This is a genomic window from Pseudomonas sp. HD6515 (assembly GCF_024971855.1).
GTDB lineage: Bacteria > Pseudomonadota > Gammaproteobacteria > Pseudomonadales > Pseudomonadaceae > Aquipseudomonas > Aquipseudomonas alloputida.
This window is the reverse complement of record NZ_CP079828.1, coordinates 41,468-61,088: the sequence shown is the minus strand read 5'-3', so window position 1 is coordinate 61,088 and position 19,621 is coordinate 41,468. Positions and strand designations below refer to the sequence as shown.

Annotated in this window: 28 protein-coding genes and 1 pseudogene; 21 read left to right on the top strand and 8 right to left on the bottom strand. The window is 55.5% G+C overall.

Going from position 1 to position 19,621, the window contains the following annotated elements:
• Positions 1 to 114: 114 nt before the first annotated feature.
• A complete protein-coding gene (locus tag KW568_RS29260; RefSeq protein ID WP_016487029.1) occupies positions 115 to 540 on the bottom strand; it encodes a hypothetical protein in 426 nt (141 codons plus the stop codon).
• Positions 541 to 767: 227 nt separating this feature from the next.
• Complete coding sequence (locus KW568_RS29255) at positions 768 to 1,097, bottom strand: DUF6388 family protein (protein WP_004577226.1); 330 nt, start codon at positions 1,095 to 1,097, stop codon at positions 768 to 770.
• Positions 1,098 to 1,375: 278 nt separating this feature from the next.
• Between KW568_RS29255 and KW568_RS29250 the strand changes: the two genes are divergently transcribed.
• From KW568_RS29250 to KW568_RS29235, 4 genes are all read left to right on the top strand, one after another.
• Complete coding sequence (locus KW568_RS29250) at positions 1,376 to 1,606, top strand: hypothetical protein (RefSeq protein ID WP_004577225.1); 231 nt, start codon at positions 1,376 to 1,378, stop codon at positions 1,604 to 1,606.
• 90 nt (positions 1,607 to 1,696) lie between these two features.
• On the top strand, positions 1,697 to 1,969 hold the full coding sequence (locus KW568_RS29245; RefSeq protein WP_144063236.1) for a hypothetical protein: 273 nt from the start codon (positions 1,697 to 1,699) through the stop codon (positions 1,967 to 1,969).
• Between the two features lie 12 nt (positions 1,970 to 1,981).
• Positions 1,982 to 2,962: an IS5-like element ISPa41 family transposase gene (locus tag KW568_RS29240; protein WP_014003920.1), complete on the top strand. Its 981-nt coding sequence runs from the start codon at positions 1,982 to 1,984 to the stop codon at positions 2,960 to 2,962.
• A 500-nt stretch (positions 2,963 to 3,462) separates the two neighbouring features.
• Positions 3,463 to 3,738, top strand: coding sequence for a hypothetical protein (locus KW568_RS29235; protein ID WP_004577596.1), 276 nt, complete (start codon positions 3,463 to 3,465; stop codon positions 3,736 to 3,738).
• Positions 3,739 to 3,848: 110 nt separating this feature from the next.
• Here KW568_RS29235 and KW568_RS29230 read toward each other — a convergent pair whose 3' ends face one another.
• Positions 3,849 to 4,130, bottom strand: coding sequence for a hypothetical protein (locus KW568_RS29230; RefSeq protein ID WP_004577595.1), 282 nt, complete (start codon positions 4,128 to 4,130; stop codon positions 3,849 to 3,851).
• A gap of 296 nt (positions 4,131 to 4,426) precedes the next feature.
• Between KW568_RS29230 and KW568_RS29225 the strand changes: the two genes are divergently transcribed.
• Positions 4,427 to 4,711, top strand: coding sequence for a hypothetical protein (locus KW568_RS29225; RefSeq protein WP_004577594.1), 285 nt, complete (start codon positions 4,427 to 4,429; stop codon positions 4,709 to 4,711).
• A gap of 194 nt (positions 4,712 to 4,905) precedes the next feature.
• On the opposite strand, the gene KW568_RS29220 is transcribed toward KW568_RS29225, so the two are convergent.
• The 3 genes from KW568_RS29220 to KW568_RS29210 all read right to left on the bottom strand — a co-directional run bounded on the left by KW568_RS29220 (position 4,906) and on the right by KW568_RS29210 (position 6,085).
• Positions 4,906 to 5,088, bottom strand: coding sequence for a hypothetical protein (locus KW568_RS29220; RefSeq protein WP_004577593.1), 183 nt, complete (start codon positions 5,086 to 5,088; stop codon positions 4,906 to 4,908).
• 38 nt (positions 5,089 to 5,126) lie between these two features.
• Entirely contained in the window at positions 5,127 to 5,312 is a 186-nt protein-coding gene (locus KW568_RS29215) for a hypothetical protein (protein ID WP_004577592.1), read from the bottom strand.
• 128 nt (positions 5,313 to 5,440) lie between these two features.
• Positions 5,441 to 6,085 (bottom strand): hypothetical protein, encoded by a 645-nt coding sequence (locus KW568_RS29210; protein ID WP_004577591.1) that lies wholly within the window; start codon positions 6,083 to 6,085, stop codon positions 5,441 to 5,443.
• 140 nt (positions 6,086 to 6,225) lie between these two features.
• Here KW568_RS29210 and KW568_RS29205 point away from each other — a divergent pair, with 140 nt between their 5' ends.
• The 13 genes and pseudogenes from KW568_RS29205 (at position 6,226) to KW568_RS29150 (ending at position 15,286) form a co-directional block, all read left to right on the top strand.
• The gene (locus KW568_RS29205) at positions 6,226 to 6,498 is read left to right on the top strand and encodes a hypothetical protein (RefSeq protein ID WP_004577590.1); all 273 of its coding nucleotides are present in this window, start codon (positions 6,226 to 6,228) and stop codon (positions 6,496 to 6,498) included.
• A 261-nt stretch (positions 6,499 to 6,759) separates the two neighbouring features.
• Positions 6,760 to 7,059: a hypothetical protein gene (locus KW568_RS29200; RefSeq protein WP_004577589.1), complete on the top strand. Its 300-nt coding sequence runs from the start codon at positions 6,760 to 6,762 to the stop codon at positions 7,057 to 7,059.
• 341 nt (positions 7,060 to 7,400) lie between these two features.
• Positions 7,401 to 7,805, top strand: coding sequence for a hypothetical protein (locus tag KW568_RS29195; protein ID WP_004577588.1), 405 nt, complete (start codon positions 7,401 to 7,403; stop codon positions 7,803 to 7,805).
• 744 nt (positions 7,806 to 8,549) lie between these two features.
• Positions 8,550 to 8,720 (top strand): annotated as a pseudogene (locus tag KW568_RS31275) (hypothetical protein); the annotation flags it as partial.
• A 63-nt stretch (positions 8,721 to 8,783) separates the two neighbouring features.
• Entirely contained in the window at positions 8,784 to 9,293 is a 510-nt protein-coding gene (locus KW568_RS29190; protein WP_231995369.1) for a hypothetical protein, read from the top strand.
• A 59-nt stretch (positions 9,294 to 9,352) separates the two neighbouring features.
• Complete coding sequence (locus KW568_RS29185) at positions 9,353 to 9,853, top strand: hypothetical protein (RefSeq protein WP_004577585.1); 501 nt, start codon at positions 9,353 to 9,355, stop codon at positions 9,851 to 9,853.
• A 113-nt stretch (positions 9,854 to 9,966) separates the two neighbouring features.
• Entirely contained in the window at positions 9,967 to 10,473 is a 507-nt protein-coding gene (locus KW568_RS29180; RefSeq protein WP_004577584.1) for a hypothetical protein, read from the top strand.
• A gap of 250 nt (positions 10,474 to 10,723) precedes the next feature.
• Positions 10,724 to 11,128, top strand: a complete 405-nt coding sequence (locus KW568_RS29175; protein ID WP_004577583.1) for a TraR/DksA family transcriptional regulator — start codon at positions 10,724 to 10,726, stop codon at positions 11,126 to 11,128.
• 50 nt (positions 11,129 to 11,178) lie between these two features.
• Entirely contained in the window at positions 11,179 to 11,499 is a 321-nt protein-coding gene (locus KW568_RS29170; protein ID WP_024717873.1) for an Arc family DNA-binding protein, read from the top strand.
• Positions 11,500 to 11,511: 12 nt separating this feature from the next.
• Complete coding sequence (locus KW568_RS29165) at positions 11,512 to 12,300, top strand: hypothetical protein (protein ID WP_004577581.1); 789 nt, start codon at positions 11,512 to 11,514, stop codon at positions 12,298 to 12,300.
• Positions 12,301 to 12,413: 113 nt separating this feature from the next.
• Positions 12,414 to 13,334, top strand: coding sequence for a recombination-associated protein RdgC (rdgC, locus tag KW568_RS29160; protein WP_004577580.1), 921 nt, complete (start codon positions 12,414 to 12,416; stop codon positions 13,332 to 13,334).
• Between the two features lie 168 nt (positions 13,335 to 13,502).
• On the top strand, positions 13,503 to 14,978 hold the full coding sequence (locus tag KW568_RS29155; protein WP_004577579.1) for a DNA cytosine methyltransferase: 1,476 nt from the start codon (positions 13,503 to 13,505) through the stop codon (positions 14,976 to 14,978).
• Between the two features lie 155 nt (positions 14,979 to 15,133).
• A complete protein-coding gene (locus tag KW568_RS29150; protein ID WP_016487031.1) occupies positions 15,134 to 15,286 on the top strand; it encodes a hypothetical protein in 153 nt (50 codons plus the stop codon).
• Between the two features lie 769 nt (positions 15,287 to 16,055).
• On the opposite strand, the gene KW568_RS29145 is transcribed toward KW568_RS29150, so the two are convergent.
• The gene (locus KW568_RS29145; protein ID WP_004577578.1) at positions 16,056 to 16,535 is read right to left on the bottom strand and encodes a hypothetical protein; all 480 of its coding nucleotides are present in this window, start codon (positions 16,533 to 16,535) and stop codon (positions 16,056 to 16,058) included.
• Entirely contained in the window at positions 16,516 to 17,160 is a 645-nt protein-coding gene (locus KW568_RS29140; protein WP_004577577.1) for a DUF6036 family nucleotidyltransferase, read from the bottom strand. The genes KW568_RS29145 and KW568_RS29140 overlap by 20 nt, the downstream gene beginning before the upstream one ends.
• A 349-nt stretch (positions 17,161 to 17,509) precedes the next feature.
• On the opposite strand from KW568_RS29140, the gene KW568_RS29135 reads away from it, so the two are divergent.
• From KW568_RS29135 to KW568_RS29125, 3 genes are read left to right on the top strand one after another with little or no spacing between them, the layout of a single operon-like run.
• Positions 17,510 to 18,190: a cupin domain-containing protein gene (locus tag KW568_RS29135; RefSeq protein ID WP_004574802.1), complete on the top strand. Its 681-nt coding sequence runs from the start codon at positions 17,510 to 17,512 to the stop codon at positions 18,188 to 18,190.
• Entirely contained in the window at positions 18,187 to 18,771 is a 585-nt protein-coding gene (locus KW568_RS29130; protein WP_004574803.1) for a TetR/AcrR family transcriptional regulator, read from the top strand. The genes KW568_RS29135 and KW568_RS29130 overlap by 4 nt, the downstream gene beginning before the upstream one ends.
• A 59-nt stretch (positions 18,772 to 18,830) precedes the next feature.
• Complete coding sequence (locus KW568_RS29125) at positions 18,831 to 19,607, top strand: SDR family NAD(P)-dependent oxidoreductase (RefSeq protein ID WP_004574804.1); 777 nt, start codon at positions 18,831 to 18,833, stop codon at positions 19,605 to 19,607.
• The last annotated feature ends 14 nt before the right edge of the window (positions 19,608 to 19,621 follow it).

Sequence of the window (19,621 nt, the reverse complement as noted above, 5' to 3'; positions counted from 1 at the left end):
AGGCTAATTTCGCTGCAGATAGGTGAGGGCTGGGCAGAGGGGCGCCGGGTGGACGTTATCCGGCGGCCTCATCCCCGATTGCGCACTCAGGGGCGCGACGTGGGGCGGCGCAGTTTAATCGGAGGTGGGTAGCCCAGCGTGCTCGATGAACCTTTCCAGCACCACTCGTTCGTCACTAGATGTGGGGGTGCCACCGTGTGACGCCTTGCCACGCAGATCGATTTCCCAGCCGGCGTACCAAGCGTCCTCTGGCCCCACATACACCGCCGGACTTCCGTCAGGGAACTGGTCTGCAGTTAGGTCAACGATCAGCGAATTCACCACGAGCCACATGTGAGGCTTGCCGTCTCGCATAGCGCTAACGGTTTCCGCTTCCGGGCCCCCAGGTATGCTGTTGAGGTAGTCGCCGAGCAGTTCGGATGTCACCGCGCAGCAGGCATGAGGAAAACCTGCCATGTGCCCCGGGAGAATGCCCAAGGCTTTCTGTTCCTCGATCGATGCGCGAAAGTCATGCGCGATCTTGTGTACGTCAATCACCATGTTGTGAACCATAGTCATGATAGGAGAGAGGTCGCCGCTTCTGAGGCGCCCACAAAAAAGCCCCGGAAAAATCCGAGGCTCTTCACTTTCCTAGCCGTAACGCCATGAAAGGAGCAGCTGAGGTGAAACCACGAAGCGGCTGTTACGAACCGCAACCTGGAATCCCCCGCGCATCGAGCGCCAACTTACCTCACCAGAGAATCCGTTTCAACGAAATATCGTTTGGACTACTCAGTAATTCGGTTGAGGTCCTTGTACTCTTCCCAGGATGACCCAAGCACTTCCGCCATTTTGCGATGGCGCTCGATCCGCCATTCTTGAGCTTGCTGAGGAGATTGGGCGACCAGATGAATGACAAACTCATCCAGCTCAATGCCCCGCTTCTTGGCCGCCTCGGCGAATACCTGCAACCGTTGCTGGCTACGATATTCCTCTACCGTCATCCCACTGCCCTCAATCTCCTCTGCGCTGACCGCCTCAATCTCTCTCATTGCCTGCGGGTTCTCAGCAAAGAACTTGTCGCGAGCTGCGGTGTACCGGTCTTCGAGGGTCAGCATGCCTCTCTCCCTGTTTTGTGAGTTATGCGCTGCGAGCCAGCGGATGGCGCAGGTGCGTAATTGGAGCTTAAGTTTACCGTGAAATGGCGTCATGGGTGACGGCCGCCCGGTGTCACCGGGGGCTAAAAAAGAAAGGGTACCAGGCCTCATTCCGCCAACATGGATTGCCCGCTATTGGCTGTGGGAAATCCGTTGTGGCCAGTTACACTTCATACTGAACCACAACCTAACCAGGTCGAAGATAGGCGTGAGGTACGCGCCAACAACGGGAGAACGAGATGAGCGGAGACGAGCAGTACAGCCAGCTTGATCAGGATCTGGATGCTTTTGGCGATAAATGGTCAGTCGAGAACTCGATCATTTGGTGCCAAGAGTGTCAGTCCAGTCAGGCTGTAGATCAAGCAGCTGATGCATTCGTCCATAGGGCGGGATGTTTGAACGAGACGGAAAGCGCTCAGCATCCCTGGCATGAGCTCAAAGCCCTGCTGCGAGATCTGCCCCATCTTTGAAAACAAGACAGGTAGGCAACTTCGACCTCTGTGCCGGCCAGATGCTGGGGTCGAAGGCATCTAAAGTGATTTTGGTGTGTGAAGGATTTCATGAAAGCAATTGTCCTCGCAGCTATGGCTGCACTAGCGGTTAATGCCTCGGCGGCAGAGTCAATCGTCATTAGTACTGAGCTTACTCGCAATGGCGATATTGTTGATGCTTATAGCGTGACAACTCAAAGTGGTGTCCGAAAGGGTTACAGAAATATTGAGCACAAGAAGTACAGGGAGCTAATCAATCCGAATAAGGCGCGACTTGCTAATCTGGAGCTAGGGAATCTCCGAACAAGCCTTCAGTTATGCGAGAATCCCCGCAACACCTGATCCGAGCCGCCCATGAGCCAGATGAGCTTTTCCGACTTTGAGTACGCCGGCAAGCGCAAGCAAACCCGCCGAGAGCGCTTCCTCGCCGAAATGGATCAGGTGGTGCCCTGGGCAGGCCTGCTGGAGCTGATCGAACCGTTCTACCCCAAGGCCGGCGGCGGTAGAAAACCCTATCCTCTGGAAACCATGCTGCGCATCCATCTGTTGCAGAACTGGTTCTCCCTGAGCGACCCGGCCATGGAAGAAGCGCTCTACGAAATCACGCCCATGCGCCAGTTCGCACGCCTGACGCTGAGCGCGCCAATCCCCGAAGACACCACGATCATGAACTTCCGGCACTTGCTGGAGAAGCATCAGCTCGCACCGGCAATCCTTGCGGTCATCAATGGTTATCTGCAGGAAAAAGGCCTGTCGCTGCGCCAAGGCACCATCGTCGATGCCACCATTATTCATGCCCCCAGCTCGACCAAAAATAAAGAAGGCAAGCGTGATCCCGAGATGCACCAGACCAAGAAAGGCGGTCAGTATTTCTTCGGGATGAAGGCGCACATCGGTGCCGATGTCGAGTCCGGCCTGGTGCATCACGTCCATGGCACCGCTGCCAATGTGGCCGATGTCACGCAGGTGGCTGAACTGCTGCATGGCGAAGAAAACGCCGTGTATGCAGATGCCGGTTACACCGGTGTCGAAAGGCGCGAAGAGCATGAAAATCGGGGGGTGATCTGGCAGATTGCAGCGCGTCGCAGCACCTATTCCAAGCTGAACCAGCGCAGCGTACTGTACAAAGCCAAGCGCAAGATCGAGTTCTGCAAGGCTCAGACACGGGCCAAGGTCGAGCATCCGTTTCGCGTGATCAAGCGGCAGTTTGGTTACGTGAAAGTACGTTTTCGTGGGCTGATGAAAAACACGGCTCAGTTGACCACGCTGTTCGCCCTGGCAAACCTGTGGAGGGTTCGAAAACAGCTCATGGGTATGGGTGAGGTTCGCGTTTAACACGGAGAGCTGTAGGTGCCTGGAAAATTGCAACTTGCCGCGGCTGCACGACAAGTTGATCGGAGCATCCCTAGGCTCCACCGCTTATTTCACGCCTTATGTTGCTAGTGATGGAACTGTACGCTTAACAATGGACGTTAACTACGTGCACTTGGCGGATATGGGGACCGACAAAGCTGGTGGCCTTGTTGTTGACTATCCTCGGACTGATGGTTACAGGCTTTCTATAACTGATGTGATTCCTAGTGGTGGTAAAGCGCGAATATAAAGACAGCGATAATGGTGATGAATATATATACACCGTTTCAGTTAATAAACAATGAGTCCGTGCACTACCCGCACACATGCTAAGTAAGCTCCATCGTCTGGCTGCTGACCTCCCTGCTACAGGAAGCTCACTGACGAGGATGGGAGGCCGCCGTGTGGGTGGCGCTGAGCCAGGGATTGGCTGGAGCTCCAAGTCATCGCATACTGTTCGCATATCCAGTGTGGGAGGCAGCATGTTGTGGGATGACGAACCTTTGCCGGAGGTTCCTGCCGATATTCTAGCCCGGGTTGGTCAAGGCACCGACTCGGGTGATATCGGCGACTGCGAGCGTTCTGCACTGCAGCGGGTAATCGCTATCAACCAGCGGCTTTACCGCCGAGCCTGGGAGCTTGAGCGAAAGGTAGAGGAGCTGGAGGCACATGGGCAGGCCATGAGGGAGCAAATTGTGGGGCTGGTACAGCTTACGCGACGGCTGGGGTATGAGCCTTCGACCAAGCAGCCGCGTTAAGTAGCCTATCCCTGTTGTGAGCGTGGTCGCTCAACGCGCCATGCCTAGCGCACGCAAAAAAATACCCTGGCCAGAGGCTAGGGTATGGTGGAGCGTTTTCCTCAAAGTGCTCAGCTCAGCATGTCACTCTGGATGATGTAGATCTCAGGAAGATCATCCGCGTTTGGGGCGTCGTTCTGCAACACTTCACAGTCTCGAAGCTCCCTTTTGAAGGTCTCCTGAGCTATGGCCTCATCATCTGCCAGTACCAGATAGGCAGTGTCGTCGTCATCACCACAAACTCGACCTGTTATGAGCCAGGCATTCCGACCAGTTCCGATGAAGTGTTTTCGCTCAACCGCAACATGGGTTGTGCTGGTCAGATTTGGCGCTGGTGCTTGCTCAGTTGTCATGATGGATTCCTCATGGGTATGCATGGTCCTGAGTAATGCGTCACAGCAGTTGCTACGCCTTGCAGCCTGATCAAGTCATCATCAGCACTCGTACCGGCGGCGGTTTTAGGTATTGGCGCTAGCCGGCTATGGTCCGAATCTGGCCCGGCCCACTGGCTATCACCGAAATTGAGCTTGAGGTGGTTTCGAGGGCCGTGGCTGAAGTTCCGCTCGATCTGGTGTTTCCTTAATAGGCACAAGTGCCTAGAATGCGGCTAATAGGCACATGTGCCTATTCTCAACCGTTTGGAGGTAAGATGGACGACGAAGGGCGGGAAGCCAACCGGCAAGCGTTTCTGGCGCTGCTGAAAAAGTATGACGTTAAACAACGCGAGAGCGCGATGCTCATCAACGCCGTCACCAAGCGGCCCTGCTCCGATCGCGCTGTTCGATCCTGGCTCAACGATCCGACCAAGAAATCTTCCCGGCCTTGCCCAACCTGGGCGGTGAATGCGCTTCGAGACGGGATCGTGTACATGCAGCAGTTGATGGAGCGTCGAAAGCAGGCTGCAAAGCTCGACACTGAAGAGGCGCAGGCCTAGATAGGCACGTGTGCCTATTTTCATGCCAGTAGGCACATGTGCCTACCTTTGCTTGGCGGCCGTATAACGCCGCACAGTAAGCTTCCCTAAGCCCGAAGATTTGGGCGACCCGGCTCAGTCTGTAGGAAGCATAACGAAAAAAGCCCCCAGCAAGCCGGGGGCGGTGGTGCATGCTCAAACCTCATAGCTGAGGCTCAGTCATACGGGGTTTTCGCCGTGGGAGGCAGGCCACGCTCTGAGCGGAATTCCTTGGCCATTTCAGCACGACGCATGTCGGAGAGAATGTCGAACTCGCGCTCGTATTCCGGATTGACGCTGCCTGTAACTGCGTAGGCAGCTTCGACCTTCTGTGCTTGTGCTTCGATTGCGTTGGTCATGGTGTTCTTCCCATAGGTTAGATAGATGAGGTGAGGGATCAGTCTGCTTCAGGCAATCGTTCATTCAGTTCCTTGAGCGTCTGGTCATACTGCTCAACCAGGTCGCCGTATTCCTTCGACTCCCAGGGTTCAAGGCCGCCGGCGGATAGGACTTGCAAGCAATAGTCTTTCTGTCCTTGGACGGACCGGATCTGGTCCGCGATCAGGTGTTGATAGTGGTTCATGGTGACTCCACGGAGCTTGGTTGGCGGTGTACCTGGTGATGGCGCACATGAACTACGAAACTGGGTAATAAAAACCCCGGGCGAGCCCGGGGTGTGGTGGTGCGTTTGCCTAAGTGAGCCTGAGAGTGTTATGCGCCATCAGCGGCTTGGTCTCGATGGCGAAGCAGGCGTACCGCATAGGTGTCGCTGATTACGTCGTCAACTTCGGCCGCGAATCGGCTGGCGCCCGATTCAACAACTTCGGGCGACCAGTCAGGAGTGAATCGCGCAGTTGTTGTGCTCAGCACGTTATTGCCCTTGCTGTAGTACTGAGCGATCAGGCGTCTGGCACCTTCATCTCCGGCTTCGAGAAAGGCGATCGCCTCCTTGATGCCAACCGCAGTTCGGTACTCTTTTTTGGCCACTGCTGATGTGCAGTTAAAGCTCAGCCCATCAACGATCAGCCAGCCCATAGCACCCAACCGATCAGCGATGAGTGTTTTCAGTGCATCGGTTTCAACACCTGTAGCCCCAGTCGCGGCCGGCTCACTTGGTAGGTGTTTTGCGTCGATCCGCTTCGCCAGGTCCTCGGTCACGATGAAATGCGTGTCGCCAAGGGTACGCACAATTCCTCGCCCCCGAATTGGTGATGCCAGGCGATCGAGGAGGGGCCTGGTGTCGCGGATTTCTACGCCCTCTCCAGTTTCTGCGATGCGTACGACGCACGCCATTTCGACGACGGTTCGTGCCAGCTCTGGGGTTAAGCAGGTCGATACTTTCACGAGTGTTGCCATGGGTTTTCTCCTGAGGAATTAAACATCGTCCTCAGGGATGAATTACATGGTGGAACAAGGTCGCTGGCACCCATTACACGCGTGCGTGAACCATCCCCATGGGCAAGTTCAACCAGATTTCCCTTCTGAGGAGTGCCCCCATGAGCAGCACCAAAACAGTCCCTGTCGCCGATTACCGTCGCGCTTTCGATCGTCTTTTTCGTAAGGTGAATGACTACCATGCCTGCTGCAGCGCCGATGAGGTAACCAATTGGAAAGAGGTTGCCCAGCGAGTGCTGGCCGAGGTGTCGAACATCTCGTGCTCACGTGCAAAGCCCGATGATCTTGAAAACATGGCCAAAGCGATTGGGAAGATTCAGGGCTACCTGGCGGCCGCGGACGCGCGTATTGAGGCTTATATCCGCGAGGCGTGATTCTTTCCAGCGGCCATCGCATGGCCTGCACCGGGTCTGGCACCTAACGCTACACCACCCCGTACTGCTCAAGCAGTCCGGGGTTTTTTACGCCTACGCTCACGCTCAATTAGGCTGCCAGAACTGATTGAGGGCCTTATTGCAGCGGCGGTTCATTGTGCTGGCGCCGAGCCCGGGGCCGCTTGCCGCTTAGAACCGCTTATCAGGTGTTGTTGGCCATCTCCCAGGACACGGTCAACCTGATACTTGAGGAGCAATCCAATGCAAACCATGCCCGAGACTATCGCTTTGCTACGCAACAGAGCGCCAATTTCTGTAGGTGCCAGCCAGTTCAACGGAAAGCCAGTTTTCAAAGCCTACTCGAAGAGCGAGGACCGCTACTATGAGCTGAGGGGAGACGCTTCAACTGGCGATCACTACGCCGCATTGGTTGCTGAGTATGGCGACGTGATCAGCAAGCCCGCCGAAGATCATGATGTCGAGCAATGCATCCGCTGCTTCGCCGATCTTGAGGTTTTCCAGGTAGGTCTTTGCGACGATTGCCAGGCCTTAGCCCTTTGAACCGAAAACGCTAGACCCACCCGGCCATAGGCCGGGTTTTTTTTGTCTTGAGAATGGTGACGGGGAGCCTCAGGTTGATAAGTGTTGTCCTATAGTTTAAAAATGGAGTCTTCCATTGTGCTTGCGTGGATGAGGGGGGGCCAAAGAGTTGACCCGCGGTCGCAGCGATGTGCGCTGGTGCAGCCGCCTAGCTGATGAAGAACAATTCACCCTCGGTCGCTATGCGATTTGCCTTTGCGACTAGTGCAGCAGCACCTGCAGATTGGGATTTGTCCAAGGCCATCATAATTGACTGACTCTGCCAGCATGCCGTCTACCCATACATTTTCGGGTGCAAGAATTTGGACAACGAAGTTCAACTGCAACAACCGCTTTTGAGCCCGAACGATTTCAAGGCCGCGTACAAGGCAGGCGGCTGGAATGGTCGTATGCTCGCCATTCGCTGGAAAAAAACCGCTTTCTCGATCAGCAGGTTGGTCAACGACCTAGACCGTAGTCCGCACTGGGATGACGCGGTCCGCGGCTTGCCCGAAGTTCAGCTGCAACAACCGCTGTTGACCCCTGATGAATTCAAGGGTGCGTACAAGGCCCGCGGCTGGAATGGCCGCAAGCTTGCAATTCGCTGGAAAAAAACCGCTGTGTGGATCAGCAAAATTGCCAGCGATCCAGATCGTGACCTGCACTGGGATGATGCGGTCCGCGGCTTGCCAGTAATTGTGATTCCGAAGAAATCCAAGGCTAAGTAGGCGGGACCTTGCCAGGGGTCCCGCAGCGTTCTGGGGTGTTTGCGTTGTTCTCCTGGGAGCTACGTGGACTGAGACGTATGTAGCGTTGTTCCACATCTCCCTAGGTCATGCAACGCAAGCCTCAGGAGATTGCAAATGGGAACACTCAACTCGACCCCTACTGGTCCGGAAATGCCTCTCAATCTGTGGGCGGGAATTCAAGGGCAGAGGCTGCGCCGTGCTCAAGCACGGCATGAGCGAATGGTGGCGAAAGCGATCAAGGACAACGTTTCTAGCCGCCGTCTCAAACAATTGGTCATGCGCTATGACCGGATCCTTCTCGCTGCCGTAAAGCTCGTGCCTAGGTAGCCCTGAAGTATCACTCTCACCAGAAGCCTCAGCCATGCTGAGGTTTTTTTTTACCCGCAGCCCGCGCCGGCAGCCTGAGCAAAAGCCTTTCGCTAATGCATGGAGATGGCGGAGCGGGCTATCATTCTGGTTTGTTGGTTTACGATACATAACGCGTACGTGTAATATTTTCTGTCTCTACCCAGGATCCCGGCCATGCCTACACCTTTCTCTGCTAACGACACCCAGCTGAGCTTTCAGGTGCTGCGAGTGGCTGAAATCTGATGCGCCCTGTCGACGAGTTGAAGGCTGTTAGGAGTCGAGTCACCGAGTGCCTTGGGCTTGCGTCTTCACACTTCGGTCGTGTGTTTCCTGAAATACCTGTGAGATTTGATCTCACGGGTAAAACGGGGGGGCATGTACCGATACAGGATCGACAGGCACACTGGAAAGCTAAAGGACCAGGAATTTCGGTTCAACCGACTGCTGGCGAAAGAAAATCTACATGAATACCTGGATCAAATTTGCGCTCACGAGGTTGCGCATTACATCACGCGCAATGTTTGGGGAACCAAGCCCTCGCCCCATGGCGCAGAGTGGCAGGGCGTAATGCGAGACGTGTTCAAGCTTGACCCCGACAGGTGTCACAGCATGGACACGTCGAAGTCAGTCAAAAAGGGTTTTGTCTACAGGTGCGGGTGTAAGGGCAATGACCACATGCTCAGTACCAAAACGCACAATCGGGTGGCGCGTAAGATAGCCATACTCCGCTGCAAAACGTGTGGTGAGCTCCTGGAGTTCGTACAGCAGGCAGAGAAAGTGCCTGCGCCGATCATCTCGAAACTCTTCATCAGCACCTCAGGTCCGACGATCGACAGCGATCAAGCGGACCGAATAGTCAAACTCATCATTGACCACCAGGTGAAGCAGGTCGTCCTTGACTGCTTGATCACGGGTGAGCGGCATCGTGAGCTATTGAGCAAGAAGCTGAAGGTCCCGTCGAGCTCGGTGCTCAGGCATTTGAGCCCAGACACCCTGCCAGGTGGAGTGACCCACGCCATTGTCTTCAGCGATGGCAAAGATGAGCGTCAAGTACGCGTAGCCAGGGCTTTCGAGCAACGAGGGGTGAAAGTGCGAATGGTGCGAGCGGGTGTTGGCTGACGTCATCCGCCTTCGAGACCCTCCAATTACCACCCAGTGAATTTGCGTAGAGCCCCAACATGCAACAAGTCGAGCAAACCAATCAACGCCCCGCAGTCGCGGAGACTTTCCGCTTGAAAGCATTCCGAGTGGTCACCGGCGAACTGTTCGCTGCGGCCACCGCGCAGCATGCGCTCGACATGGCCAAGTCAGAGCTCTCTCGACCCCAGCTCAGCCTGAAGGATGTCGTCGCGGTGAGTCACAGCGATCGGGTGGTAGCGGAAGTGAATGGAGCCGAGCTCGCAACTGGCGCTTCAGTGCTCCTCGCACGAGCAACCGCTCCGGGCTTGCTGGGACGTTGCCGAACTGACCATACCTACCAGACGGTGTTTGTCGAGGCGCTGAGCGGACCAAGCTTGGAGTGGGCCGTGCGCGAGGCGAGCTTCAAGGCTTTTGGATTCATGATGAGCGCTGAGCCTGGGTGCCCTGAAGATACCCTGCGGAATGCAGTGCGGCGATGGCTTGGGGATGTCGTAAGTGTCCCTGCAGATCTTCATATCCTGGACACACAAGCGGCCTGAGTTGTTTGCCCGCCGGCGCCGGGCATCCCATTGGGTGAGAGGGCCGCGAGGTCGTACATACCCGTGTGCGCCATAACCACCCACAAACCTAACGCACATGAGGTGCCGCGATCATGACCAATCCAACCCACGCTGTAGCAGTCTCCACTGAAGGCCGTGTGCCTGCTGATTGGACGGCTCCTGATTTCTATCAGCCGCTGGACCTTCTGCGCGCCAAGCTGGCGTTCCAGTTCGGCGATTTCGCTCATCTCATGCTCAGTGGGTATGAGAAAGCGAAGAAAGCCTACCTTGACCGCGACTTCTCGCAAGTACAGTTCCCACGAGCTGGCGAAGAGGCGATGGTCGAGCTTGAGGTTCGAGCTCAGACCATGCTGTGGGTCGTTGAGATGGCTGGCCTGACAGGCAAGGCTGCAGACTACGCAGCCAATCGCTATCACGAGGACACCGCATTTTTGCTGGTCTACTCGGTGCCAAACGAAGATTCGCTTCAGACGTTCCGTTGTGGTGGTGGTAGCCCGGGCGCCGCCCTTGCTCAATTCGCGCAGCAGAATCCAGACCGGGTTCATCTCGTACAACAGATCTACGTAGATAAACGGAGCCTTCAGCCGGCAGCTGCATAACGATTCACCCAAACCCCACCGCTCAGCGCTGGGGTTTTTTCTTGCCCAGCGGAAAGCCAGGGCGGTCGAGATGAATATTTTTCTGTCGCATGCATAACACGTATGTGTAATTTATGTGTTGTGCGTTTCAGATACTGGACGTAATATCGATGCGTGTGAAAATGACAGCATGGTGCCATCAACCTGTCGTATCGATACCCGAGACGCTGGCGCGAGGCACATTGCCCCAACTAATCACGAGGCCCAACTGATGACCCCTGAGGAACTGTTGCAACAGCCCGAAGACCAGTACATGAACCCTGACCAGGTAGCGTTCTTCAAAAGCCTGTTGGTGGGTGAAAGTGCTACCGCAATGGGGCGCATCGATCAGCTGCGAGTCGACCTGACGGGTTTGGAAAAAGCCCCAGACGAAGTTGACGCAGCGCTGATCGAGCAAGAGCGTCAATCAATTCTGGGCAGCATCGAGCGCGAGAACCAAAGTCTGCGCGACATCAAACTGGCGATGTCGGCAATTGCCGACGGCAGTTACGGCTATTGCATTGATACCGGTGAGCCAATCGGCTTGCGACGCCTGCTCTCTAATCCCCGGTCTCTTCTCACGGTGGAAGCCAAGGAGAGCCGCGAGAACAAGTCCCGGCACCTTCGCGCCGCATAATCACATTTCACCTGAAGCACCGACAGCCGGTCATTCCTGAGGTTATCCCCATGCCTAAGTCCCAGCCTCGCACTAACTCCCGCACAGCTGACAAGTTTGTTGTCCGCCTGCCGGATGGCATGCGAGAGAAGATCGCAGAAATTTCGAAAGAAAATCACCGCAGCATGAACTCTGAAATCATCGACCGCCTGGCTTTGAGCATTGAGCGGGATGAGCAGGGTGATCTGACGGTTCGTGCACTGGCTCAGGTTACCCGGCGCTGTGAGGAGCTGGAGCAAGAGCTGGCGGAACTCAAGGCAGCTCAGGCCAACGAAACCTCGAAGCCTGCTCTGCAGCAGGCACCAAGACTGTCGATCGCAAGCGCCCAGTGAGAGACGGACACCATGGGGAATTTGCTTGATGTAGGCCCCGGCGCTACCAGCGCCGGCACTGCTGACATTGCAGCTGTGCTCTTGAAGGCCGCCCAGCGGTATTTCTACTTGCGTGGTCCAGCCCTGCGGACTGGGAAAGCCAATGCCCCAATGGTGCGTATCGGCATCGACGCTCTTCTGGGCGGTGAGTCTCTCGATATGGCGCTCGACCAAGCAATGATCGAGGCGCATGTAACGGGGCTCAGTGTTCCGTCGGGAGCCATCGGCCATGTCGGCAGTCACCAGTTCTCCGCCGCTGAAGCGGTGTTTCTGCGAAAGCTGCTCACAGCGCCACAACCATCACAGGCTGCTCAGCTCTTGAAGTACGCGACGGCCGTGGGGGTGCGTGACACGGCCAATCTCTTCGCCAACTACATCGCGTACATGAACTCGCCAATGCCCTGGCTCCAACAGGTGGGTACTGAAGGGCTACTCACGCCCTGCAGTGGGTCGCCTACGTGCCCGGTGGAGATCGTGCATGAAGACCGGCCGCAGGATTCTGAAGGCCGTGCACGCCGGATTTGGTCTCAAGTGGCCCCCGAAAGTGCAGGCCGTTACTGGAACTGGAGCGGTAAGGACGGAATTGAGGCCTCCCTGCTGGCGGTCACCTGGTCGTCGGACGTAGGCAAGTTCTGCGTAGAGGTGGCGCCCGGCACATCGCGGCCAGTCAGCTGTGAGGAGTGGGGAGGATGGTGGGCAGAGCTCGATCGGCCAAACCCCCGCGAAGAGATCGCTTGCCTTCGCTACACGGCAGCCAGCTGATCGGCATAGCACCTAGCAGTATCCCGAAGCACGTAGAAGCTTCAACCTCAAGCATCCAAGACAGTGCTCATGAGGGCACTGTCATCACCCAAATCACCTAACAAGGCATGACCATGTGGTTTAAGAACCTGACTGTTTATCGTCTGACTCAAGATATTGAATTTGCGGCGGAGGCGCTGCAGTCCGCCCTGGCGTCGAAGCCCGCCCGTGCGTGCGGTTCGCAAGAGCTGGTCACCTTCGGCTTTGTCGCGCCTCTGGGCAAGGGAGAGGAGGCTCCGCTCGTTCACCAGAGCGGTAATTTCTTCCTGATCAGTGCTCGGAAGGAAGAGCGCATCCTGCCAGCAAGCGTGGTGAATGATGCTGTGAAGGAAAAGGTCGAGGAGATCGAGAAAGAGCAGCAGCGCAAGGTGTATAAGAAAGAGCGCGACCAGATCAAGGACGAGACAATCCAGGCCATGTTGCCGAAGGCGTTTATCCGCCGCGGCGTGATCACGGCAGCCATCGCGCCAAAGCTCGGGCTGATTATCGTCAATAACGCGAGTGCCAAACGAGCCGAGGATCTGCTCTCCACGCTTCGTGAAGTGCTCGGTTCGCTGCCGGTGCGGCCAGTGACGGTCAAGATTGCTCCGACTGCAACCCTCACTGACTGGCTCAAGAACGAGCAAGCGGGCGAGGGCTTCCACGTCCTGGACGAATGTGAACTGCAGGACACCAGTGACGAGGGTGGGTCGGTGCGCTGCAAGCGACAGGATCTCACCAGTGGCGAGATCAAGAATCATCTTGCAACCGGCAAGCTTGTGACCAAGCTGGCGCTGGCCTGGCAGGACAAATTGTCGTTCATGTTGGACGACAAGCTGGTTATCCGGCGCCTCAAATTCGAGGACCTGCTCCAGACCCAGGCTGAGCAGGATGGGGGCGATGACGCCTTAGCGCAGGCAGATGCGACGTTCGCGCTGATGATGATGACCTTGGCCGAGTTTCTCCCGGCGCTTTACCAGGTGCTGGGTGGCGAGGATGTGCCAGCGTCGATCTGAGCCATGCAGGGTACCCAAGCCTCCGCGTTGACGGGGGCTTTTTGTTGCCCGAGAAAAATATCGGTCTCTGTTACGCATTCCAGGAAGTACAGACAACCAGTTTGTCATTTCCCCCAATCGGGCTCAGTCCCCGCCTGGGGAGCTGTGTCGACTACTTGGAGCACCACAATGACCACCATCATCAACGCAAAAATCGGCGAATCGAAGGGCGTTTCACGTGTCTTTATGGAAGGCCGTCACCTCCTGACAGCCGGTATTCAGATTGGCAAGAAGTACTCGATTAAGTCAGACAAGATTGCACGACGTCTCGAACTAATTGAGGTTCCAACTGGCTTTTCCGGGAAGTGCATCAGCGTATCTAAGCGTGAGCGTAATGGGGTTGTACATCCAGTAATCGACTTGCGCTCTGAGCAAATCCGTGAAGTCTTTGAAGATGACCATAAGGTCCGAGTTGCGATTCGTCGTGGCCGGATTGTGATTACTGCTTTGCAGATTCAGACAAAGATCCGCGAGCGCCTCAAGCGCATGAAGGAAAAGTTGGAGCGAGGACAAAAGCTTGCTGTATGCAGCCTCTTCCACGGCGGCGGGGTCCTAGACGCCGCAGTGCACTCTGGCCTAATGCAATCCGGTGTAGGCTCATTCGTTCAGGTCGGTGTTGAGTTGGAGAGCGAGTATCTCGACTGCTCAATGCGAAACAATAATGAGATTTGGACAGAAGAGTCGATTGCTATAAACTCAGACGTACGAGACGTGTACCTCAGTGAACATACCCCGCAATGTGAGCTTTTGACAGGGGGAATACCTTGTGTTGGGGCATCACGTAGCGGAAAGGTGAAGAATAAGCTCGATTTTGCAGAGGATCATGCTGATGCAGGTGCGCTTTTCGTGGATTATCTCAACTGGCTCCGTCATGTCAACCCCTGTGTTGCGCTGATTGAAAATGTTGGGGAGTACGCAAATACAGCTTCCATGGCAGCTATCCGAAGCGTGTTTATTCACCTCGGATACAAAGTGCATGAAGCTGTTCTTGATGGATGGGACTACGGGACGCTGGAGCACCGGAAACGCCTGGTTGTGGTGGCAATAACGCATGGTTTAGGGGACTCTTTCTCGTTTGAAAATCTGAAGGTGAACAAGGTCAGAGAGACATGCATCAATGCGATACTCGATGATATACCTCTCGACGATGAATCTTGGAAATCCTATGAATACTTAGCAACTAAGGAGAAAAGAGACAAGTCTGAAGGCAAGGGATTCTCCAGGCAGTTGCTAACTGGAAATGAATCAGGTTGTGGCACGTTAGGGACGGGCTACAAAAAAGGAAGAAGTACCGAACCGTTCATATTGCATCCTGAAAAAACAGGCCTCAGCAGGCTCTTCACTAAAGCCGAACACGAAAGGCTCAAAGGGATTCCTGCAGGTTTAACTGATGGAGTTTCTGAAACTATTGGTCATGAAATTTGCGGCCAGAGTGTCTGCTTTCCAAAGTTTGTTTCTGTGGGTGAGGAGATAGGGCGGGCGCTCATGGCATCCCGCAATAATGTGGTTAACTTTCCGATTCGTTCTGCCCATCCTGAGATGGATGAGGTGACGGGCTCAGAGTCTGATAAATTCCAAACTGGCACATTGGCCTTGTTGATCTGACGGGTGGTCTTCCGTCCGAACGCTGCACCTGCCCGGTTCGCTTATGCGAATCGGGTTTTCTTTTGGCTGGCGAAATTGTTTCTCTCGCTTGAAGGTTCTCTCCCTATTTGCTATATGTAGGTCATTAGATACTTTCTCATGAGAGGGGCGAGCACATGAAAGCAACGACTTTCACTTCGGAATTCCTGAGTGCTGCCAAACAGGCGCCTCGGATTTACTTTGCGCCTGTGATTGGCGCCTACAAAGCCATCAAGGCAGAAATTGCGAAGGCTTCAGGCAGCAAAGGCGCTCCCAGCGCCAAGCACTAAGGCTTACAGAAACCCGCCGATCGAGCGGGTTTTTTTGTGCCTGGAATTTACTGGTTTCTGTGAAGCATCCCCATGGAGCAAGTCAACTTTCAGGGGGCCATCATGCTTCTCGCAATCAACGATCCAGCTGTGCAATCCGCTTTGATAAATGCTTTCGCTGCTGTAACCAGCACTGTCCTGGCTGCGGCGTCAGCTGCAGGGGTCATGCCGAGATAAAGGAAAATTAGGACATACGCGCTGCAACTGATTGTATTTAAATATTTTTCTAGCGTCGCTGAGCTGCTCAGGGTGGGCTTTATAGGCTTTTATAGTCAATTATAGAAACGGCTCTGAACGCCTGATTGAGGTTATGCCGAGGCAAGGGGGAAATTCACTCATTTGTCCTGTAACTCATTGTTATTAATGAGTTTATTTCGACAAGAGGGCGTGCCGAGATAAGGCAAAAATTAGGGCATTCGCTCTGTAACTTGCCGCACTTAAACGAACAGATTGGAAATCCTGCTCAAGCGAAGGCGCGCTTAGCGTAATGGCTTCAGCCAGATACCGCTGAGGATCAGTTCGGCCTGCTGCGAATTAAGTAGGCCGATCTGGAGTTGGCAAAGGTACTGGGGTGTCGGTATCAAGGCTCTGAGCCCAAGTCTCGACCAATGCGTGATCGATCACCAAACCCTCGCTCACGTCGGCCAATGCCTCGCGTGTTAGATCAGCGAGTCGTTGGTCGTGATTTATTGAATTGGCCATTCCCCGTCCATTTTGCCGTGCTCTGCTGCTAGCTGACGGGCGTTGGCTCTGAATAGCCCGTCTTCACGCCCTGGGTGGCCGCGTAATGGCGGGTTTGGAAAGCCAGGACATCCTGCATCTGCTTGCTGACGTCCTCTTCAAGCCCCCATTCATAGGCCAGCTTGTCGAGTTGGTAGCGAGAGACAAGCTGGGTCGCACGCGGTGAGCGCTCTGCTGGTTTCAGGTTTGACCAACTGCTGACAAAGCCTTTTAGGCGCGCGGCTTTGTCCGTTGATACACAGGGAAAGCGACGCAGCAGGTCGACGAGATAGAGGGCACGCAGCTTCTGTTCAGGCTGGCGCAGCTTGCCTGCCACTTCACGCTGCAGTACTGGCACGAGGTCGCGCTCTTCGTACCACAACTGCTTGGCGAGCTCCACAAGAGCATCGGACGCAACTTGGCTAAGACGCTGCTGGGTGACAGTCTCCAGAAGCGTGCCAAAGCTTTGTTTACGATCCAGACGTGGCATCTCGCCCATCCTCCAGGTACTTCGCTGTGACCAGTTTCAGGCAGCCTAGCATTGCACTTCGGTTGCCCACGGCATAATCGATTGCCTCTGTTGCTAGTGTAACAAACTGGCCGACATCGACACGGCCACATTCGATGAGCTGTTCGATATCAGATTGATCGTTTTCCGTAAAGCGGCCGAGCTTGGAGATGGCCAGATCCACGCCGGCGGCAACGAAGATATGTAGCGGCTGCTCACCCTCGAAACCCTCCATGGGGATGGCGCGCTCGCGGTAATCCTCGTGCAGTGGCCCGAGGGCATTGGTGTAGTTCTGGTCCAGGTACACCTGCAAGTCGCGGCCGTCGCCGTCCTCATATCCCTCTGGCGGTGTGTAGACGGCCATGATCTCGTCCTTACGCAGCACACGGGCCGCCTCGATCTCCGCATCGATGTCCGCACTACCACGCGCATGGGTGAGCAGGTGCACCGCGCAGCCGCCGAAGACGAAGACCTTGAGTGAGCCTGGCGGATTGCCATCCAGTAGCGGCAAGGCCCGGGCGAACAGATTACCAATGGCCTGGCCCAGCGGCGTAGTCAGCCGGACAGGTTCCGCAGCCCCCTCATCGGCAGTCTCAAGTAGTGTCATCTCCACCTCCGCTCAGTGCATAGGCTCAGTGTGCCGGTTCATGTGCTACGTGCGCCATCGCTGTTCACAAGCGGCACCCCGAGTAGCTTTAGCTGTGTAGTGGCTTCGACCAAGCGCTCCTGCAGGCCCTGCGTCTACTGCACCTGAAGCGCGGATGCTTCGCTCAGCCGGGACACCTCCTCCTGGGGACGATAGAGAATTCGGAAAAAATCGTACGCTAAGCTTCGCGAGTTCTTGTAACCAATTCATTGTTTTTTCAATGGATGAAAGAAAATGGCGAAAGCTATTTGACAAACAAATCGGGATCTTATAACTTACCTACCAAGTAGTCGGTAGATGAAATAAAGCCATGAAACTCAATTCAGATCTTTCGCAGCGTGTTGTCGTCGAGCCTTCAAGCTTACAGTGGGTCGATTCGCCAGCGACCGGGATTCAACGCCAGTTACTGGAGCGTGATGGCGACGAAGTGGCGCGTGCCACCTCGATCGTGCGATACGCGCCGGGCTCCGCTTTTGAAAATCATAAGCACGACTTGGGCGAGGAGATTCTGGTCCTGGACGGCGAATTCAGCGACGAATCCGGGACCTTCGGGCCTGGGACTTACATCAAGAATCCACCAGGTTCTTCGCATGCACCGAGCTCCGCGACGGGTTGCACGTTGTTCGTCAAGCTGCGCCATCTTGATCTAGCCGACAGCCAACGCACCGTGGTCGACACCCGTAACGGCCCCTGGTTTCCAGGCCTCGTGCCGGGTCTGTCGGTGATGCCACTTTCTGAGTTCGACACACAACATACGGCTTTGGTGCGCTGGGCCCCGGGGACACGATTCAATTCGCATCGTCACTACGGCGGTGAAGAAATCTATGTGTTGGAAGGCGTCTTTGAGGATGAGTTCGGAAGCTACCCTACCGGCACATGGATGCGCAGTCCGCATTTGAGTGCTCACCGTCCCTTCAGCAATACAGGCTGCACCATCCTGGTCAAGACAGGCCACCTGCCAGTCGCCGAATCAAATGAGGCGCTTGCATGAAGCATTTCTCCGAAATCTCGCCGACCGCCGAGCGGGTGGTCGATGCCGCTGAAGGGTTGGTACAGCAGCACGGCTACAACGGCTTCTCATACGACGACGTGGCCCAGTTGGTAGGCATCAAAAAACCAAGTATCCACCACCACTTTCCCAAGAAGGGTGAACTCGTGGCCGTGGTCGCACAGCGCTACACGCACCGGTTTCGTGAGGAGTTGCTGAGCATCGAAGGGCAGCATGCGAAAGCGCCTGACAGGCTAACTGCGTATGCGGCACTTTTCGAACGCACCTTCGCCAAGGACCGGCGCCTTTGTGTCTGCGGCATGTTGGGTGCCGAGTCGGACTCGCTGCCGGACGCCGTTGTGAGCGAGGTCGAGCGATTCTTTAAAGTCAATCTCGACTGGTTGACTCTTGTCGTTGCCGATGGTCAGCGTGCCGCGCTGATCACCTCGAATTCCACCCCAGAGGCTCTCGCAGAGGCATTCTTGTGCGCGTTGGAAGGCTCGATGATGGTGGGCCGTGGCATGCGGTCGTCACGCGGACCGGCCGAAGTTGGAAACACTTTTCTTTCCACCGTGTTGACCTGAGGTCGGCACTTTTTTTGCAACACAACCCTACCATTTAGTTGGTAGTTAAGGAGATTATTATGAGTACTGAATTTAATGGCAAGAAGTTGTTGGTCATCGGCGGCACTAGCGGGATGGGACTGCAAACTGCCCGCATGGTTCTTGAGCAAGGCGGAAGCGTCGTCATCGTCGGTCACCGTGAAGACAAGGCCGAAGAGGCCCGCAAGGCGCTGTCGTCGTTGGGCACCGTGACCGCCCTGACTGCCGATCTCTCGCGAGCCGAAGATGTGAAGCGACTCCTGCATACCATCGATGAACACCACAAGGACATCAATCTTCTGGTCAACGCGGCTGGGGTGTTCTTCCCGAAGGCGTTTCTTGAGCACACGGAAAGTGATTACGAACAATATTTGACGTTGAATAAAGCGTTCTTCTTCATCACACAAAAAGTCGTGGCCAATCTCGTGGCCAGCGAGCGTCCCGGCGCCATTGTGAACATCGGCTCGATGTGGGGCAAGCAGGCGATTGCGGCTACGCCGTCGTCCGCGTATTCGATGGCAAAAGCAGGTTTGCATTCGCTGACCCAGCACCTTGCGATGGAGCTGGCATCCAAACAAATCAGGGTCAATGCCGTTTCTCCGGCGGTTGTCGAAACGCCGATTTACGAGGGATTCATACCCAAGGCCGAGGTTCATGGCGCCTTACAGGGATTCAACAGCTTCCACCCAATCGGCAGGGTTGGGACGCCACAAGACGTCGCCGAGGTCATCCTCTTCCTGTTGTCGGACAAGGCAGCATGGGTGACGGGCGCAATCTGGGACGTTGACGGCGGCGTGATGGCCGGGCGTAACACATAATGGGGGAACGAGAA

What these genes read in the sequence shown, in the direction of transcription:
- KW568_RS29205 (WP_004577590.1), top strand. Translation starts at nt 6,226, where the DNA reads ATGAGCAGCACCAAAACAGTCCCTGTCGCCGATTACCGTCGCGCTTTC.
- KW568_RS29145 (WP_004577578.1), bottom strand. Translation starts at nt 16,535, where the DNA reads ATGCCACGTCTGGATCGTAAACAAAGCTTTGGCACGCTTCTGGAGACT.
- KW568_RS29210 (WP_004577591.1), bottom strand. Translation starts at nt 6,085, where the DNA reads ATGGCAACACTCGTGAAAGTATCGACCTGCTTAACCCCAGAGCTGGCA.
- rdgC (WP_004577580.1), top strand. Translation starts at nt 12,414, where the DNA reads ATGTGGTTTAAGAACCTGACTGTTTATCGTCTGACTCAAGATATTGAA.
- KW568_RS29140 (WP_004577577.1), bottom strand. Translation starts at nt 17,160, where the DNA reads ATGACACTACTTGAGACTGCCGATGAGGGGGCTGCGGAACCTGTCCGG.
- KW568_RS29215 (WP_004577592.1), bottom strand. Translation starts at nt 5,312, where the DNA reads ATGAACCACTATCAACACCTGATCGCGGACCAGATCCGGTCCGTCCAA.
- KW568_RS29240 (WP_014003920.1), top strand. Translation starts at nt 1,982, where the DNA reads ATGAGCCAGATGAGCTTTTCCGACTTTGAGTACGCCGGCAAGCGCAAG.
- KW568_RS29200 (WP_004577589.1), top strand. Translation starts at nt 6,760, where the DNA reads ATGCAAACCATGCCCGAGACTATCGCTTTGCTACGCAACAGAGCGCCA.
- KW568_RS29165 (WP_004577581.1), top strand. Translation starts at nt 11,512, where the DNA reads ATGGGGAATTTGCTTGATGTAGGCCCCGGCGCTACCAGCGCCGGCACT.
- KW568_RS29170 (WP_024717873.1), top strand. Translation starts at nt 11,179, where the DNA reads ATGCCTAAGTCCCAGCCTCGCACTAACTCCCGCACAGCTGACAAGTTT.
- KW568_RS29230 (WP_004577595.1), bottom strand. Translation starts at nt 4,130, where the DNA reads ATGACAACTGAGCAAGCACCAGCGCCAAATCTGACCAGCACAACCCAT.
- KW568_RS29130 (WP_004574803.1), top strand. Translation starts at nt 18,187, where the DNA reads ATGAAGCATTTCTCCGAAATCTCGCCGACCGCCGAGCGGGTGGTCGAT.
- KW568_RS29190 (WP_231995369.1), top strand. Translation starts at nt 8,784, where the DNA reads ATGGACACGTCGAAGTCAGTCAAAAAGGGTTTTGTCTACAGGTGCGGG.
- KW568_RS29180 (WP_004577584.1), top strand. Translation starts at nt 9,967, where the DNA reads ATGACCAATCCAACCCACGCTGTAGCAGTCTCCACTGAAGGCCGTGTG.
- KW568_RS29175 (WP_004577583.1), top strand. Translation starts at nt 10,724, where the DNA reads ATGACCCCTGAGGAACTGTTGCAACAGCCCGAAGACCAGTACATGAAC.
- KW568_RS29155 (WP_004577579.1), top strand. Translation starts at nt 13,503, where the DNA reads ATGACCACCATCATCAACGCAAAAATCGGCGAATCGAAGGGCGTTTCA.
- KW568_RS29245 (WP_144063236.1), top strand. Translation starts at nt 1,697, where the DNA reads ATGAAAGCAATTGTCCTCGCAGCTATGGCTGCACTAGCGGTTAATGCC.
- KW568_RS29220 (WP_004577593.1), bottom strand. Translation starts at nt 5,088, where the DNA reads ATGACCAACGCAATCGAAGCACAAGCACAGAAGGTCGAAGCTGCCTAC.
- KW568_RS29235 (WP_004577596.1), top strand. Translation starts at nt 3,463, where the DNA reads ATGTTGTGGGATGACGAACCTTTGCCGGAGGTTCCTGCCGATATTCTA.
- KW568_RS29135 (WP_004574802.1), top strand. Translation starts at nt 17,510, where the DNA reads ATGAAACTCAATTCAGATCTTTCGCAGCGTGTTGTCGTCGAGCCTTCA.
- KW568_RS29260 (WP_016487029.1), bottom strand. Translation starts at nt 540, where the DNA reads ATGGTGATTGACGTACACAAGATCGCGCATGACTTTCGCGCATCGATC.
- KW568_RS29255 (WP_004577226.1), bottom strand. Translation starts at nt 1,097, where the DNA reads ATGCTGACCCTCGAAGACCGGTACACCGCAGCTCGCGACAAGTTCTTT.
- KW568_RS29125 (WP_004574804.1), top strand. Translation starts at nt 18,831, where the DNA reads ATGAGTACTGAATTTAATGGCAAGAAGTTGTTGGTCATCGGCGGCACT.
- KW568_RS29250 (WP_004577225.1), top strand. Translation starts at nt 1,376, where the DNA reads ATGAGCGGAGACGAGCAGTACAGCCAGCTTGATCAGGATCTGGATGCT.
- KW568_RS29225 (WP_004577594.1), top strand. Translation starts at nt 4,427, where the DNA reads ATGGACGACGAAGGGCGGGAAGCCAACCGGCAAGCGTTTCTGGCGCTG.
- KW568_RS29150 (WP_016487031.1), top strand. Translation starts at nt 15,134, where the DNA reads ATGAAAGCAACGACTTTCACTTCGGAATTCCTGAGTGCTGCCAAACAG.
- KW568_RS29185 (WP_004577585.1), top strand. Translation starts at nt 9,353, where the DNA reads ATGCAACAAGTCGAGCAAACCAATCAACGCCCCGCAGTCGCGGAGACT.